General features: G+C 61.9%; 11 protein-coding genes, 3 pseudogenes and 1 other annotated feature. Of the genes and pseudogenes, 4 read left to right on the forward strand and 10 right to left on the reverse strand.

What is annotated here, in order from left to right:
* Positions 1–5 precede the first annotated feature (5 nt).
* Entirely contained in the window at positions 6–995 is a 990-nt protein-coding gene (locus K3M67_RS20370) for a phospholipase C/P1 nuclease family protein (RefSeq protein WP_502958930.1), read from the forward strand.
* Positions 996–1,102: 107 nt separating this feature from the next.
* Here K3M67_RS20370 and K3M67_RS20375 read toward each other — a convergent pair.
* The 8 genes and pseudogenes from K3M67_RS20375 to K3M67_RS20410 form a co-directional block, all read right to left on the reverse strand.
* Positions 1,103–2,290: pseudogene (locus K3M67_RS20375) on the reverse strand (MFS transporter); the annotation flags it as partial.
* Positions 2,291–2,578: 288 nt separating this feature from the next.
* Positions 2,579–3,898 carry an NAD(P)/FAD-dependent oxidoreductase gene (locus K3M67_RS20380; RefSeq protein ID WP_285833208.1) on the reverse strand — a complete coding sequence of 440 codons (1,320 nt, stop codon included), beginning with the start codon at positions 3,896–3,898 and terminating at the stop codon, positions 2,579–2,581.
* 42 nt (positions 3,899–3,940) lie between these two features.
* Positions 3,941–4,651, reverse strand: coding sequence for a cupin domain-containing protein (locus K3M67_RS20385; protein ID WP_285833209.1), 711 nt, complete (start codon positions 4,649–4,651; stop codon positions 3,941–3,943).
* 38 nt (positions 4,652–4,689) lie between these two features.
* Entirely contained in the window at positions 4,690–5,871 is a 1,182-nt protein-coding gene (locus K3M67_RS20390; RefSeq protein ID WP_285833210.1) for an acetyltransferase domain-containing protein, read from the reverse strand.
* Between the two features lie 29 nt (positions 5,872–5,900).
* Positions 5,901–6,293, reverse strand: coding sequence for a RidA family protein (locus K3M67_RS20395; RefSeq protein ID WP_285833211.1), 393 nt, complete (start codon positions 6,291–6,293; stop codon positions 5,901–5,903).
* Positions 6,293–7,375: a DSD1 family PLP-dependent enzyme gene (locus tag K3M67_RS20400; protein WP_285833747.1), complete on the reverse strand. Its 1,083-nt coding sequence runs from the start codon at positions 7,373–7,375 to the stop codon at positions 6,293–6,295. The genes K3M67_RS20395 and K3M67_RS20400 overlap by 1 nt, the downstream gene beginning before the upstream one ends.
* Before the next feature lie 191 nt (positions 7,376–7,566).
* Positions 7,567–9,108 (reverse strand): ABC transporter substrate-binding protein, encoded by a 1,542-nt coding sequence (locus K3M67_RS20405; protein ID WP_285833212.1) that lies wholly within the window; start codon positions 9,106–9,108, stop codon positions 7,567–7,569.
* On the reverse strand, positions 9,105–10,544 hold the full coding sequence (locus K3M67_RS20410; protein WP_285833213.1) for an aldehyde dehydrogenase family protein: 1,440 nt from the start codon (positions 10,542–10,544) through the stop codon (positions 9,105–9,107). Before K3M67_RS20410 ends, K3M67_RS20405 begins: the two co-directional genes overlap by 4 nt.
* 131 nt (positions 10,545–10,675) lie before the next feature.
* On the opposite strand from K3M67_RS20410, the gene K3M67_RS20415 reads away from it, so the two are divergent.
* Positions 10,676–11,581 (forward strand): LysR family transcriptional regulator, encoded by a 906-nt coding sequence (locus K3M67_RS20415; RefSeq protein WP_285833214.1) that lies wholly within the window; start codon positions 10,676–10,678, stop codon positions 11,579–11,581.
* 601 nt (positions 11,582–12,182) lie between these two features.
* Here K3M67_RS20415 and K3M67_RS20420 read toward each other — a convergent pair.
* Positions 12,183–12,371: pseudogene (locus K3M67_RS20420) on the reverse strand (transposase); the annotation flags it as partial.
* Here K3M67_RS20420 and K3M67_RS22010 point away from each other — a divergent pair.
* Positions 12,336–12,419: pseudogene (locus K3M67_RS22010) on the forward strand (oxidoreductase); the annotation flags it as partial. The pseudogenes K3M67_RS20420 and K3M67_RS22010 overlap by 36 nt on opposite strands.
* 146 nt (positions 12,420–12,565) lie before the next feature.
* On the opposite strand, the gene K3M67_RS20425 reads toward K3M67_RS22010, so the two are convergent.
* A complete protein-coding gene (locus K3M67_RS20425; RefSeq protein WP_285833215.1) occupies positions 12,566–14,047 on the reverse strand; it encodes a SulP family inorganic anion transporter in 1,482 nt (493 codons plus the stop codon).
* A gap of 66 nt (positions 14,048–14,113) precedes the next feature.
* Positions 14,114–14,169: a sequence feature (sul1 is cis-regulatory element that is thought to sense ions involved in sulfur or methionine metabolism; They are found in Alphaproteobacteria), on the reverse strand.
* Positions 14,170–14,727: 558 nt separating this feature from the next.
* On the opposite strand from K3M67_RS20425, the gene K3M67_RS20430 reads away from it, so the two are divergent.
* Positions 14,728–16,149 carry an ATPase domain-containing protein gene (locus K3M67_RS20430; RefSeq protein WP_285833748.1) on the forward strand — a complete coding sequence of 474 codons (1,422 nt, stop codon included), beginning with the start codon at positions 14,728–14,730 and terminating at the stop codon, positions 16,147–16,149.

Below are 16,149 nucleotides of genomic sequence, written 5' to 3' on the forward strand. Positions count from 1 at the left end.
TGATGATGATGCGTAAACTGACCTTGGCCCTGGCGCTCGGTGCGCTGGCGTTCAGCCCCGGCGCCGCCATGGCCTGGGGCGGCACCGCCCATGCGGTGATCGATCGCGCCGCGCTCGCCGCCATCCCGCAGGACGGCCCCGTCTTCCTCAAGGCCTATACCGACTATATCGCCGCCTCCGCCTCGCTGCCCGACAGTTGGCGCGGGGATTCGGAGAATTTCTCGAAGATCGAGGAAGATCCCAATCATGGCTGGTTTCGCGAGCAATTCTTGTTCCTGAAGCCGATCCCGCGCTCGCGTTATGAATTCTTGATCGCGCTCTACAAACGCTATGAGACGATCAAGGACAGCGATCCGGCGACCGCCGCGCGCACCAATGTCCGCTGGACCGGCACTTTGCCCTATGCGGCAATCGAAGCCTATGACCGGCTGGTCGTCTGCATGCGCCAGGTCCGCAAGGCACAGGCGACGGGGCAGGACGCGTCCGTGCCGGCGCAGCATTGTTCTTTCGACACGATCCGCCTGGGCCATTATATCGGCGATGGCGCGCAGCCCATGCATGACTCGATCCATTCGGACGGGTGGCGGGGCGAGAATCCCAGGGGTTTCACGACCGATCGCACCGTGCATGGCCGGTTCGAGAGCCAGTTCGTCGATGGCATTAAGCTGACCGTGGCCGACATCGCGCCGCGCATCGGGGCGCCGGGCCACCGCAGCGGCGACATGTTCGACGCGGTCCTCGCCTATCTGGACGAGGCCGGCGACAAGGTGGCGCAGGTCTATATGTTGGAGAAGCGGGCGGGCTTTGCCGATTTTGCCGACCGGGACGTGCGCGCCATGGTCTATGAGCGGACGGCCGCCGGCGCAGCGATGCTACGCGACATGCTCTGCCGCGCCTGGGCCGAAAGCGCCCAGCCGCCGGCCAAGGTCACCCCCGCACCGCTGGATTTCGCCAATCCCCGGTTCAATCCGGAGACCGGGTCGGCGCCCGACTGACGGCGCCGGTCCAGCGCCGCGAGCAGGCGGCCATGCCGGGCATGGCCTAGGGCGAAGCGGCGCATCAGCGCGATGGCGGCCAGGCTGCCAATCAGCGGGACGCCTAGGCCAAGGCCGAGGATGCCGGCCTGGACCGCCAGCGTCTGCGGCTGGCCGGGGACATAGCCCAGCCCGCCCAGCGTCCATCCGATCAAGCTGGTCGACGCCGCGCCGCTTGCCTTCACCAGGACGAGATAGAAGGCGAACAACCCGGTTTCGAACCGCCGGCCGTGCCGCCATTCCACCACATCGACGGCATCGGCAAGCAGCCCCCATGGCAGCATGAAGACGCTTGCGAGGCCAGAGCCGATCACGGCGGCACAGGCCAGGAGCATTGCCGGCGAGGACAGGCAGAGGCCGAATGCCACCAGACCCAGAACGCTGACGCCGTGGCCCATGGCGAGCAGCACACTCTTGCTGAACCGGCTGGTAAGGGCGGTCCAGCACAGGACACCTGCGAACTGGCCCGCTGCCAGCGCCAGCAACAGCGTCGAGACCAGATCGGGACGGTGGACGACATAGCTGCCCATATAGAGCAGCGTCCGTCCGAAGGTGGGGGCGGCAAAGCCGGTCAGCAGGGCGAGAAAGCCCATGCCAATCACCATCGGATCGCGCAGTGGCACGCGGATGCCGTCCGGTCCGGACCGGTGCGCCGCAGGCCGGGCCCGGCCGCTGCCGGACGTCCAGACACACAGGATCATGGTCAGGGCGAACAGGCCGCCGGCCGCCATGCCGGCCAGCGCCATGGTGTCAAAGGCATGGTCGCTGCCGGCACGCTGCACCAGCGGCGTCAGGACGGTCGCGACGGCCAGGGCGCTGGCCGTGCTGAAGAGCAGGCGATAGCCGGACACGCGCCCGCGGGCGCGACTGTCGCTGGTCAACTGCGCCATCAGCGCATTGTGCGGCACGTCGATAATCGCATAGGCGCCCCGGAACACCAGCAGCGCAGCCGCCAGCATCCAAAGCTGCCGCGCGCCCAGCATCGGCATGGCATAGAGAAAGGCGAAGGCCAGCGCGCAGGGCGTCGCCGCGACCGCCACCATCCAGCGATAGCCCTTGCCCGCTTGCCGCAACCGGATGACCAGCCGCGCGGCGATCAGATCGAAGACGAGATCGCCGCCCAAGGCGGCCAGCATCAACCATCCCGCGGTGGTGCCGCCCAGGCCGAACACGTCGGTCAGCAGGAACAGGATCGTCAGCTCCGCGCCGCCGAAGACCAGGGCCTTGCCGAAATTGCCGGAGGCATAGGCCAGCATGCGGCCATCTTCCCGTGTACCGATCACCTCAGCTTCCCGTATTTCGTGACCGCACGGAGATTTGTGGGACGGGAGGCGTCCTAGAAGCCTATTTTGTCATTCGTGCGACAAAGGGTCGGGCATGATGTGGCGGCGCCATCTTCACCATTCCCCGCTAGGCTGCGGTTCAGGCCGAGCGCTTTCAACAGCAAGGCGGAACGGCCGGACCTGAGCAAGAGAAATCGGAGACTGAGCGGCCGCAAAGGCTCGGTTTCTAGAAATTCATCAATTCCCCACGCTTAAGCGCGCCTAAAGTGAGCCGACTTTAATCTTGGAACCGTCGATAAACCGGCTGAGCCGGAAGTGGGCTGTATCGACGGCGGGCGTTTCCTGAGCGATCAACTGACTGGCAAGATAACCGATGCCCGGCCCGAGCCCGAATCCATGCCCGGAGCAACCCGCCGCCAGAAACAGGCCGTCAACGTGGCCAGTCGGTGAGATGACGGGGACGGCATCAGGCGTGCAATCGACATAGGCGCCCCAGGCGTGATCAATTTCGATGCCCGCGAGTTGAGGGAATGTGGTGCGGACATTTTCCATGATCGCTTGCACCAGCTTATGGTGAGGCGCGGGATCAAGAACCCGGTTGTTCTCGAAGATACGATCGCTGCCAAACATGGCAGTGAGCGATTCAGGGCCTTTGATGAACGATGTACCGGCCTGCATGTTCACCGCTTTGATCCGCTGGATGAACTGGGGCATGAACGCGCCAGCAAATGCGATACCCTGCGGCGTCAGTTCAAGCGCGGCCCGTCCGCTAATTGCCAGCGTGTAACTTCCGTCCAGCCTGCGCGTCATCGCCAGATCGGGACAATAGAGTACGTTGCCCACGTTCACGGTGGGTTTGCTGCGGACGGTGGTCTGCCTGACACTTGCTTGCGGGAATTTGATGTCATGCCGACGCAGAAAACCGGAGGCCCACGCGCCCGAAGCGCACAGAACGGCGTCGGCTCTGATCAGTCCCCGCTCGCTACGGACGCCCGTTACCCTGCCGTTGGTGATGTCCAGACCGCGAACCGCGCAATTCTGGTGAACGGTCGCGCCCAATGCGCGCGCGCCCTCTGCAAGGATCGGTGCAGCGAGCGCGGGTTCCGCCTTGCCATCGGCCACCGAATGTATGCCGCCCACCCATTTGCGGCGATTTTCCGGGATACGGTCGGCGGCCTGCGAAGCGCTGAGCATATGGGTTTCCACGCCAAATTCGCGCGCTGTCGGCCGCCATGCCTCCCAACCGGCCAGCATGGCGGCATCGTCCGTGGCATAAACCAGCCCTGTCCGGCGAAAACCCAGATCCTGCCCGATTTCGCCAGCCAGAGAGTCCCATAAGGCCATCGACAGAAGAGACAGCGGCATTTCGCGAGGATCGCGGTTCTGCTGCCGACACCAACCCCATGTCCGGCTGGATTGCTCACAGGCGATATGGCCTTTTTCGAGCAGAGCGACTTTCAGCCCCCGCTTTGCCAGATAATAAGCTGATGCTGCGCCTACGATACCACCGCCGATGACGACGACGTCTACGGCCGCTGGCAATGTGGAATCGCTGGCAATGGCTTTTACCGCCGGGTGCATATCGGGAAACCTTGGCTGATCATGGGCAGAGATGGTCGAAATTCACTTGGTGGATTTGAAGTAGGCGTAAATCTTTTTCACATGGGCATAGCTTTCCCAGGTGCATCTTGCCCCTTGCTCAATGATGAATGTATCGCCCTTGGAGAATGTCGCGGTGCGGTCGGACTCGTCGGTGAACGTGACTTCGCCTTCAAGCAGGTGCATCAGCTCGCAATGCTGGAAATAAATGGCGCGCCGTTGATAGGGCGTGGAATCCCATATTCCGCACAAAAACTCATCCCCCGTGGACCGGAACATGCTGTTGGAGCGGCAGGACGGCACCGGACTGGTCAGGACGTCCAGCGCCGGAGAATTGGAGGGACTGAGAGGTGCATCATTGTCGATGGCGAAAATCCCATGCGTGCCCTCGACCGCATCCAGATATCGCATGCCGATCATGGCAACGGGGCGCTCCGTCCGCCAGCGGAACGTCGTCCCCCTTGATATGGCGGCGCTCGTTCCGGGGCTCAGGATCAATTCCTGCTGCGCGTAGGTGAGGAGGATTTCGCCATCCTGCGCGAGAACCCACAGGTCCCCGCGATCTTCATAGGCTTCGCCGTCGCCTGCTGCGATCGTCACGGCAAGCACTTCGCATGCTCCCGCGCGGATTTCAGCGATCCGTCCGCCGGTGCCGAAGGGCTCAGCGTCGCCGGTCAGGTGGTTGTCGCTGGCCTTGATGCGCAGGTCGACAAAAGTGGGGTGATCAACGCTCATTTCGTGTTCCATATGAGAGGGCGCAACCGAGACGTCGCTCAAAGATATTTCAGCCACCAGATGTCTTTGCGCCGCTTCTTGAGGTTGGAGAACCAGCGGGTCGGGAAATAAAGCGGCACGATCAGCCCAAGATACCAGACCCACACCCAGCCCAGAGAATCGACGCCGAAGATGTCGCCATGGTTGGTTCCCCAGATTGCCCGCGCGCTGAGGTACAGGATGCGCAGCAGATAGAGATGGAAGAGGTAGAAGAACATCGGCGCACCGCCCATGACCGACAGCCAGTGGGTCGGCCGGTCGTCATTCGCCCGCTCGAAGGCGGCCAGCAGGATTAGGCCTACCCCCAGCGTCGGCAGCAGGAACAGCAGCGAAGGCGGATATTTGGTGAGCGCCAGGAAGCTCATCACCGTGCGGACCGGCTCGCCGGGCACCACAAACCACGGCGCATCGCCATAGATGTTGAGCGCGCGAAGGATGATGAAGCCGATGATCATCGCCGCCCCGGCCCCGCGTAACGTGCGGCGTCGATCGTCCGGCGTGAGCTTGGTGAACCAGCTACCCGCCGACCAGCCAAGGCAGATGACGCCGATCCAGGGCAGGATGGGATAGTTGAACTTGATGACCGTCCCCGCCAGCTCGATTTGCGACCGTTCGTGGATGATGGCCCAAGGCAGGAACAATGGATGGTTGGCCGGGAAGGTGATGCCGTCCAGCAAATTATGCCCGCCGACGAGCACCAGGCCCAGTGCCAGGATCGCGCGTGCTGGCAGATGGATCAGCCCCGCCAATAGGATCGTGCAGAGGCCGATCGCCCAGATGACCTGAAGGAAGACGAACTGAGGAACCAGCTCGGCACGCCACGAGAAATTCACGAGCGTCAGTTCGAGTAACACCAGAAACGCACCCCGGCTCAGCAGGAAGCGGCTGGTTTCCGCCAGACTATGCTTTTGATGATAGAGGTAAGCCGAAAGCCCCGTCAGAGCCACGAAGATCGGCGCGCAGAGCGTGCTGGTGATCCGGGTGAAGAACAGGGCGGGCATGATCGTCCGCGCATCCACCGGATCGCCCACGGCCATGTAGAGGAACCATGTTTCCCGTACATGGTCGAGCAGCATGATGACCATGACCAGCCCGCGCAGGGCATCGATGCTTTGCAGCCGTGCCGGGCTGGCTGCCGGTTTGGAGACAGACGCAGCGGGTGAATATGCGACGGTGGCCATGGGTGCCTCCGGGTTGAAAGTGGGTGGAATCAGGCGGAAAGGCGCGCGATCGCGTCTATTTCGACCAGCAAGCCGTAATGCAGTTCAGGCACCGGTACGACGGTTCGGGCCGGGCGTGCGTCGCCCAGCATTTCGCCATAGATGCGGTTGAACTCCGGCCAGTTTTCGACCCCGACGATATAGGCGGTGACGCGGCACAGGTCGTGCGGCTGGCCCCCGGCGGCTTCAAGGATCGCGAGCAAATTGGCGATCGCCTGCCGCGCCTGCGTCTCGAAACCCATGTCATCTAGCGGTGCCTTATTGGCGCGGATCGGCAACTGGCCCGATATATAGAGATCATCGCCGGACCGGATGGCCTGCGCATAATGGCCCGCTGGCGCGGGGGCGGCCGGGGTCAAGATCGGATGCAATTTGTCGGTCATTACCAGCCTCCGAAACGCTGCCACTTGGCCTGGACGATGTCCGAGTCGCCGTGGACGACATGATAGCTGCGGTGCTGCGCGCCGGTGGCGCAGGCATGATTGGGCAGGACGCGCACGCGATCGCCAATCTTGAGATCGGGCAGCGACGCATTGCTTCCGGGGCGGACCATGATGATGCCATGTTCCTGATTGGTGTCGGACAGGATCAGATCGTCATAGGGCCGACCGCCGGCGTCGCAAACGATGCCATAGCCCTGATTGACCGCCTGTTTCGAGGTGCCGCGATCCTGCGACATCGCCATCCAGCCCGCATCGATCACGATCCAGCCCTTATCGCGCTGATGGCCGATGACGGTGCCCAGAACGGAAAGCGCGATGTCATCGATCCGACAGATGCCGATCCCGGCCATGACCAGATCGAAAAAGACGAAGACCCCGGCCCGCACTTCCGTCACGCCGGTCAGGTCCATGGCATGATGCGCTGTCGGCGTGGACCCTATGCTGACGACCGGACAGGGAAGTCCCGCATCGCGCAGGATGATGGCCGCATCGACGACGCTGCGCCGTTCCTCTTCGGCGCAGCGGCGCAGTGCTTCCTCCCCGCGCGCGGCGTAGCTGCCACCGGCATGGGTGAGCACGCCGCGCAACGCGCCGCCGGATTCCAGCACCCGGCCGATTTCGATGAGGCGATCCTTGTCAGTCGGCAGCACGCCGGAACGATGGCCATCGCAATCGATCTCGATCAGCGCCGGGATGGCGTCGCCTGCCTCGCGAGAGGAAGCCGCGACTGCCTCAGCCTGCTCCACTGTGTCGAGCACCACGGCAAGATCGACGCCCCGTCGACGCAGTTCGATCACCTTCGCCAGCTTCCACGGCGCTATGCCCACGGCATAGATGATGTCACGCACACCGGCGTTCGCGAAAAATTCCGCTTCCTTGAGCGTCGACACCGTTGCCGGACCTTCGGGCGTGCCCATGACGCGCTGGGCTACCTCGACCGACTTGGCGGTCTTAAGGTGTGGGCGCAGCGTCACGCCAAGCGGCGCGAGCCTCTCCCGCAGTCGGACAATATTGCGGTCCATACGCTCCGCATCCAGAAGGAGGCACGGCGTTTCCAGGTCACCGAGGCGCGTGACGGTGTCCGCACCCTGATCCTGTTCCAATATATCTGCTGCACTCACGGGCGAAATCCTTGCTGTCTTGAAAGAAGATGCTGCATGACGCGATGCCATCACGCAATTAACGCATTCTGCATGTCTGGATAAGTTCAGGCTTAACCATCCCACCACACATGTTCGGCGAAAGTGTAGCCCATGAAACCTCCCAATGGCAGGGGATACAGCCCCTTCAGCCGCCGGTCATGGCCGTCGAGCAGACTGATGAAGACGGGAATGGCGCTGCCGCAATATTGACGCACCAGACCCTGCATCTCTCCATAAAGTTGCTTGCGCTTGGCGTGATCCGATTCTCCCCGCGCTTCCAGCAGCAAGCGGTCGAAGCGCGGATTTTGCCAGCCCGATTCATTCCAGGTCGCGTCGGACTTGTAGAAGAGGCTGAAGATCATGTCGGCCGTGGGACGGGGATTGCTGTTCCCGAAACCGAGCGGATGCTTCATCCAGTGGGTCGACCAGTAACCGTCCGCCGGGACACGGTTGACAGCGAGGTTAAGGCCCACGCGTGATCCATATTCCTGAAGCACGGACGCCATGTCCACCGACGCTTCGGCAGCGGGCGATGCATAGAGCGGCAGGCGCACACCCGCGACCCCAGACCGCTGAATATGCCATTTCGCCCGATCCAGATCGAGCTTGGTCTGCGGCAGATCGGCGCGGAAATAGGGATGCGACGGCGGAATCGGATGATCGTTGGCGATGGTCGCATAGTTGCGGAACAGCGCGCGGTTGATCAGCGGCCGGTCGAGCAGATATTTGATCGCCGCATTGAAATGAGGGTTGGATGTCGGCTGCCGGTCTTGCCGAATGATGAGATTGGTGTAGAGGCCTGACTTCGTCTCCACGATGCCGTGCGCGGGCGAAGCGAGGATGCGCCTGGTCGACCGGGGGTTGACCGCGTTGATCAGATGAACGTCCCCCGACAGCAGCGCATTGACCCGGCTCACCTCGTCCGGAATGCCGATCAGTTCGATTTCGTCGAGATAGGGCTTGCCCGGCTTCCAGAAATTGGGATTGCGGCGGGCAAGGGTGCGAATGCCGGGCCGGAACTGCTCCAGTTTAAAGGGGCCGGTCCCGTTAGCCGACCGAAAATCCTTTTGCCCCGCGGCGATAATCAGGAAATGCGACTGGGCGAGGATCGCGGGAAGATCGGCATTGGAACCGATCAACCGTATCTGCAACTCCAGCGGTCCGGTCGCCTTGATCTCCGCAAACTGCTTTGCGATGTCGGCCATTTTAGAGCCGACACGGGGGTCTTTATGGCGGATCAGCGAATAGACGACATCCGCCGATGACAGGCTTTTGCCATTATGAAAGGTCACGCCCTTGCGCAGCCTAACATACCATGTCTTCTGATCGCGACTGACAATGGCCTCCGCCAGCGCGGGGCGGGGATTGAGCGTGCGGTCCAGTTCCGTCAGGCCGCTGTAGAGCATGAAATGGCGGACATAGTCGGTGTTGAGCGCGCCCTTCGCCGGGTCGAGCGTATCGGCGGTCGACGTCGATGTGCTGGCGACGCGAATGCGGCCCCCGTTTCGGGGGCGAGGGGCGCTGAGGCCCGCACTCGGCAGAAGAACGCCGCCCGCCGTCAGCGACAGGCCCGTTCGCAGAAGATGGCGTCGGCTGAACAGCGGATCGCTCATGCCGGGAAATATCCCAATATCGCCTTGGTTTCGAGATATTCCTCTAGCCCGAAGGCGCCATATTCGCGGCCATTGCCGGACTGTTTATAGCCGCCGAACGCGGCAAAACCGTCCCATGCCGGATGGTTGATATGTACTTGGCCCGCTCTGATCCGGGCGGCGACGCGGCGCGCGCGGTCGGGATCGCCCGACTGGACATGGGAACCGAGGCCATAGACGGTGTCGTTCGCGATACGGATGGCCCCTTCCTCATCTTCATAAGGGATGAGGCACAGGACAGGGCCGAATATTTCTTCCTGCGCGATCTTCATGGTCGGCCGGACGTCGGAAAAGATCGTCGGGTTTGCGAAATAGCCCCGCGACAGCCCATCGGGCCGTCCCGTCCCGCCACAGAGCAGCTTTGCGCCTTCCTCGATCCCAGCGCCGATCATCGACTGCACCTTGTCGAACTGATTGAGATTGGCGAGCGGGCCGAGATCGGTATCTTCTGCCAGCGGGTCGCCGACCTTCATCGATGTTGCGGCGGCAACTGCCAGAGCTTCGACCTCCGCAAGTCGCGCTGCCGGAACCAGCATCCGCGTCGGCGCGCTGCACGATTGGCCGACATTGCGGAACGCCGCCGCGAGGCCAAGCGGCACCACCCGCGCGAAATCCGCATCGTCGAGCAGGATATTGGGCGATTTCCCCCCCAGTTCCTGCGTCACCCTTTTCACTGTCGGCGCGGCTGCCTGCGCCGCCAGCACGCCCGCGCGGGTCGATCCGGTGATGGAGATCATGTCGATGTCCGGGTGGGACGCGATCGCCGCGCCGACCTCCGTACCGGTGCCATAGATCATGTTGAAAACCCCTGCCGGCGTCCCGGCATCGTGCATGATTTGCGCGAACAGCCGCGCGCTGAGGGGCGAGAACTCGCTGGGCTTTAGAATGATGGTGCAACCCGCCGCAATGGCCGGGGCGACCTTAGCCGTAATCTGGTAAAGCGGCCAGTTCCAGGGCGTGATCAGGCCGCAGACTCCAATCGCCTCCTTGACGATGGCGGTCGTTCCTTGCTGGCGGAGGAAAGCATAGTCGCCCAGCACTTCTATGGCTGCGCGGATATGGGCGATACCGAACGGAACTTGCGACGCGCGCGAAAAGGAGATGGCGCTGCCCATTTCAAGGCTGATCGCCTGCGCCAGATCCTCAGACCTTTCTTCCATCAGCGCGAGGATGTTCCGCAGCAGAGCGATGCGTTCATCAGACGAGGTTAGCGAGAAGGAGGCAAACGCTCTGCGCGCTGCGTCCACCGCTGTATCGACATCCGTACTGCTTCCAGCGGCGACCGTTCCGATTATCTCTTCGGTAACTGGGCTGGTCAGGGGGATGGACGGCGAACGCCTGTCCGGCGCCTGCCAACTGCCATCCACATAAAGTTGATCGCAAGGCGACACGTTCATTCTTAAACCTTTCCGTCAGCGATGGCTGAGCAATGCTTTGCCCTTATTCATCGTTGTTTCGGCGGACAGGATATGCAAAATCATATATGCTGCAATTAAGCTGTTCTACATGTCACATTAAGGCTGATCTGATGATCTCTACCGATGATCTGCGCTTCTTCGAGATTATCGCCCGTTCCCCCTCGCTGGCGGAGGCCTCCCGCAGAATGAATGTAACGCCTCCCGCCGTGACCCAGCGCCTTCGCGCACTGGAGGCAAAGCTGGGGGTCAAGTTGATCGAGCGCACCCCACGCGGCCTCAGTCTCACCGATGAAGGTGAATTGGTCGCATCCGAGGGCACGACGATCCTGAGCACCATCGAGGATCTTTCGGAACGTCTCGCCTGTCGTACCAGCCAGGTCCGCGGCCATCTACGGGTCGCGGCGCCCTATGGCTTTGGCCGCCGCCATGTCTCGCCGGTTGCGCAACAATTTGCGGTGGATCATCCCGCAGCCTCGATCACGCTGGACTTATCCGACAGCCCAATACGCCAGATATCGGAGAGTTGGGACATTGTCGTCCATGTCGGTAGCCTTCCAGAGAGTGACAGGTTGGTTACTACTCTGGCGCCCAACCGCCGGTTTCTTTGCGCGGCCCCGGAATATCTGAGAAATGCGGCGCCGATCGACCATCCCATTGATCTCGCCTCACACCGTTGCCTTGCGCTGCGGGAGAATAATGAGGATGTGACGCTCTGGCGTTTCTCCCATCGCAAACAAGGCAAGACGACGGTTCGGATAAAGCCAACGCTTTCAAGCAATGATGGCGAGATCATTCGGGACTGGGCACTGGCCGGGCTGGGCGTGATCGTCCGAAGTGAGTGGGACATAGCCGAAGATCTGGCTGCTGGACGCTTGACGGAAATTCTCGTCGATTGGACTCTTCCCTCAGCCGACGTCGTTGCCCTTCTGCACGCGCGGCAGGGCAGAAGCGGTCGAGCCAATGCATTCTTGCAGGCGCTCCGGCATAGGCTCGCGCCGACCCCGTGGCGCCAGTAACAAGCCTCGTTTATCATCGAACCTAGCCAAGCGGTGCGTATCGGAAATTTGGGAGCGGTCGGTCAGCAGCTGGACCTTACAGATTGAAGGCTGAACGTCCGGGAAGGGGCGACGTTTGCTGGCAGCGTACGCCGCGTCGTGGGACGAAGCCGTCATTCGCGGGATCGCGGGGAGCCTCGGGTTTCAGTAAAAACCTGCCTCTCGGCGGCGAGGCGGTTATCGCCCGCTGAGCTGCCTGATCTCTGCGATCACAACTCAGCGGTGAAGGCGATCTGGCTGGCTTGACCGGCGTTGAAGCCGCATAGCGTCAGAAGAACAGCTACCCATTTCATGGCAGCCCCCTCTCGCGTGAAGCCATGGCGCAATCATAGAGCGTGAGGCGACCGGTGAACGTCGTCGCCATCTTGCTATCGCCAAGCACACTCGTAGCCTCGAAAAATGCCGAAGGCGATGTTGCTTGCCGATGATCTGCCCCCCCGCTGAGTTGCCCAGAGACTATGATAGTCTGGACCATGAAAGGGACATTGAATGCCGAGCAAGAAGCACAAGCCGGAAGAGATCATCGGCAAGCTGCGTGAGGTTGAGATTGTGCTGGCGCAGGGAAGCTGTTGTCGCGCTGGCGGATCGCGACCTGCGTCGCCATCCAGAATGTGCGCCGCAACCGGGCATTGCCATATTTTGACAGCTTGGTCCGACCGCGGAACATGCCTGACTGACAGGTAGCGAGGTCGAGGCCACAAAACTTGAGAAACTGGCGGTGCTGTTCCTCGCCTCGGATGATGCCAGCTTCGTCAACGGCGTCGAACTGTTCGTCGATGGCGGGCAGGTCCAGATCTGAGGTTGGTACCTCGAGAGCCGGATGGTATGCCTGTGCAGCAGACCATCCGGCTCTCGATCAACGCAGTGGAAGACGGAAAATCGGGCTGACCGTTCTTGGGAACGATACATGGGCTGCTGACGTCTGCGATGGGTCGGTCGCCCCGATTAGGTAGAATAGGCTGCCACCGCCGGAGCCAGTCGATCAACGAGGATGGCGCTCGCCTGATTGAGGCCGACGACCTCGACCGCGATGTCATGATGCCGCATTCTGGTGACAACTTCCTCCAGCGTGCCGACTGCCGTGACGTCCCACAAATGGCTGGCGGTCAGGTCGATGCGTACATTGGAGGCGGTGTCACGCAGATCGAATCGGTCGGCAAAGATATCTGCGCTTGCGAAGAAAATCTGGCCGGAGACGAAATACGTTCGGGTGTCTGTCGCCTCGTCGTAAGCGGATGTGACCTCCATCATGCGGGTAACTTTGAATGCGAAGAACACGCCGCTCAGTAGTACGCCGACGGCCACGCCTGCGGACAGGTCGTGCGTTGCGACCGTGACGATGACAGTCGCCGCCATGACCACGCCCGATACCTTGGGATGGCGCGCCAGATCGCGGATGGAACTCCAGGAAAAGGTGCTGATCGACACCATGATCATGATCGCGACAAGGGCCGCCACCGGTACTTGAGCTACCCACGGACGCAGTGGCACCATGACGAGCAGCAGGAACACGCCCGCCACGAAAGTGGAAAGCCGTCCGCGCCCGCCATAGCGCACATTGCCTACCGTCTGGCCGATCATGCCGCAGCCGGCGATGCCGCCGAACAGCCCCGCCGCGATATTGGCGAGGCCGAGGCCGGTGCATTCGCGCGCCTTGCTGCTGGTGGTCTCGGTGAGGTCATCGACGACGCTCGCGGTCATCATGGACTCCAGAAGGCCCACCGCCGCCATCGCGATTGCATAGGGCAGTATGATGCGCAGCGTCTCCCACTGGGCCGGCACGCCCGGCCCTGTCAGCGAAGGCAGGGACGAAGGCAAGCGGCCAAGGTCCGCAACCGTGTGGATCGGCATGGGAAAGGCGATGCTCACCACAGTCAGGACCAGGATGCAGATCAGTGGGGATGGGATGGCCGTTATGATTCGGGGCGCGAGATAGATGATCGCGAGGCCGCCCCCGATCATGGCATAGGTGTGCCAGCTCACATGCAGCATCTGGGGCACCTGTGCCGAAAAGATGAGGATGGCGAGTGCATTAACGAAGCCCGTCCGCACCGACCGCGACACGAAGCGCATGAGCACATCGAGCTTCATCAGCCCGAAGATGATCTGGAACAGCCCGGCCAGCAGAGTCGCGGCGAGCAGATATTGCAGGCCATGGGCATGGACCAGCGCAGCCGCAACCAGTGCCACTGACCCCGCCGCACCGGAGATCATGGCGGGGCGACCGCCTGCGAAGGCAATGACGATGCCGATTATGAAGGAGGCGAACAGCCCCACCTCCGGATCGATGCCTGCCACGAAGGAAAAGGCGATGACCTCCGGGATCAGGGCAAATGTGCCGACCATGCCGGCAAGGATGTCGCGGCGGGCATTAGCCGTGCCGTCGAACCATTCGGCGCGGTAGCGCGCAAAAGCAGTGCTGTGCATGTTGGAAAACCGACGAGGTCGCGAGGCGCGGCGTAGCTTGAGCTGGCAGAATGGGCCTGCAACGAACGTTGTCCGGCGGATCGGCGGCCGGAATAGCCACCCGGAATTTCACCGGGTCCATGCGAATAGGCGCTCCTTAGCGTCCTCGGCGTGTGGGCGCAATGCTCGGCAAAACCGCGTGGACAGAGAGCGGACGGTCCGCTGCTGGGTTGTGGAGATCGGCGGCTGAGTGGCCGGCATGGGTCGACCCTCGACCGGCCGCCTTATCAATGCCTTTTAAAACGGGAACGCCCGCCCCTTGGCACTTTGTTGCCTCTTGGGTCAGCCGTATTCGCCATTTCAGTCGGATGGCTTGATAGCTTGCCAGAGCGATGGGGCAGAATTTAAGTCGGCGTGCCAGCATTGGAAGGAGAACGGTATTAGCTAAGATAAAGTCGGTTGCGTGGGACCAATGCATTCTCGTGGCCATCAAAAATCCTGTCTGGCGCGTTAAATCCCATAGTCAAAGATAGATGCGTGACGGCTCATCGGACCAAAACCGGAGGCCGGGAGTTATAGGTTGCGTTTCTGTAGCGATCGTGGAGATTTGCGTGACGGCCGATGAGCAACTGACTGCGATGGCTTCTACCGGGATTGCCGGGCTCGATGAAATCCTCAATGGCGGCCTTACGCCCGAACGTATGTATCTGGTCGAAGGGACGCCGGGTACCGGCAAGACTACACTTGGCCTCGGCTTCCTGCTGGCGGGTGTCGCCGTCAGCGACGTCGGTCTCTACATCACGCTCGCCGAAACCGAGGTCGAATTGCGCGCAGTCGGCAGATCACATGGCTGGTCGCTAGATAAGCTACAGCTTTTTGAAATGGTCCCGGCCGACGGATTTACCGAAGATCACGAGCAGACACTGCTCCATCCAAGCGAAGTCGAACTCGGCGAAACGGTCCGCAACATCATGGCCAAGGTCGATGAACTAAGGCCCTCGCGCGTCGTGCTCGACAGCCTCTCGGAGCTGCGGTTACTTTCGCAAAGTCCGATCCGTTACCGCCGCCAGATCCTCGCGCTCAAGCATTTCTTCTCTACCCGGGCCTGCACCGTACTGGTGCTCGACGACAAAGGCGCGAGTGGGAGTGATCTGCAGCTTCACAGTATTGCGCATGGAGTAATCTCGCTCGATCAGGCACTGGCGGGGTTTGGCGGGCAGCGACGGCGAATGCATGTTGTCAAGATGCGCGGTGTGCAGTTCCGGGGCGGCTATCATGATTTCGAGATCATGCGGGGCGGCCTGTGCGTCTACCCGCGTCTGGTCGCCGGAGATCATGACGCCATTGACGGCGGCACGGCGATGACGACCGGCTCGGACGAACTCGACACTTTGCTTGGCGGTGGTCTGGTTCCGGGGACCGCGACCTTGCTGACCGGACCAGCCGGGGTCGGCAAGACGACCGCGTCGGTGCAATGCATGGTGGCTGCGCTCGAGCGTGGTGAGCGCGCTGCCTATTTCCTGTTCGACGAACGCGTACCAACGCTGATGACGCGTAGCGCGTCACTCGGCATGGATCTCAAGCCTTTCCTCGACAACGGCCTGCTGACGCTACGGGCGATCGATCCCGCCGAAATGTCGCCAGGCGAATTCGCGGGCTCGGTCCGGTCGGCTGTCGAAAACGATGGCGCCAGCGTCGTCGTGATTGACAGCCTCAACGCTTATCTCCAGTCGATGCCGAACGAGCAGTTCCTCGTCCTGCAGATGCATGAGATGCTGAGCTATCTTGGCCAGAAGGGCGTCGTCAGCCTGCTTATCCTTGGCCTGCACGGCATCACCGGCGACATCCGGTCAGATGTCGATCTGAGCTATCTTTCCGATACCGTCGTCCAGCTGCGCTATTTCGAGGCGCATGGCGAGGTCCGCCAGGCAATTTCCGTCATCAAAACGCGGACCGCGCGGCACGAACGGACGATCCGCGAGTTTCAGATCGGCGGCAACGGGTTGCAGCTCGGCGAACCGCTCAGGCAATTCCAGGGTGTGCTGACAGGCGTGCCAACCTTTTCGGGCGAGGCGGAGATTTTGATGGCGAGCCAGACGGATCCGGATACGACTCGCGGATAG

Source organism: Sphingobium sp. V4, from assembly GCF_029590555.1.
Taxonomy (GTDB): Bacteria; Pseudomonadota; Alphaproteobacteria; order Sphingomonadales; family Sphingomonadaceae; genus Sphingobium.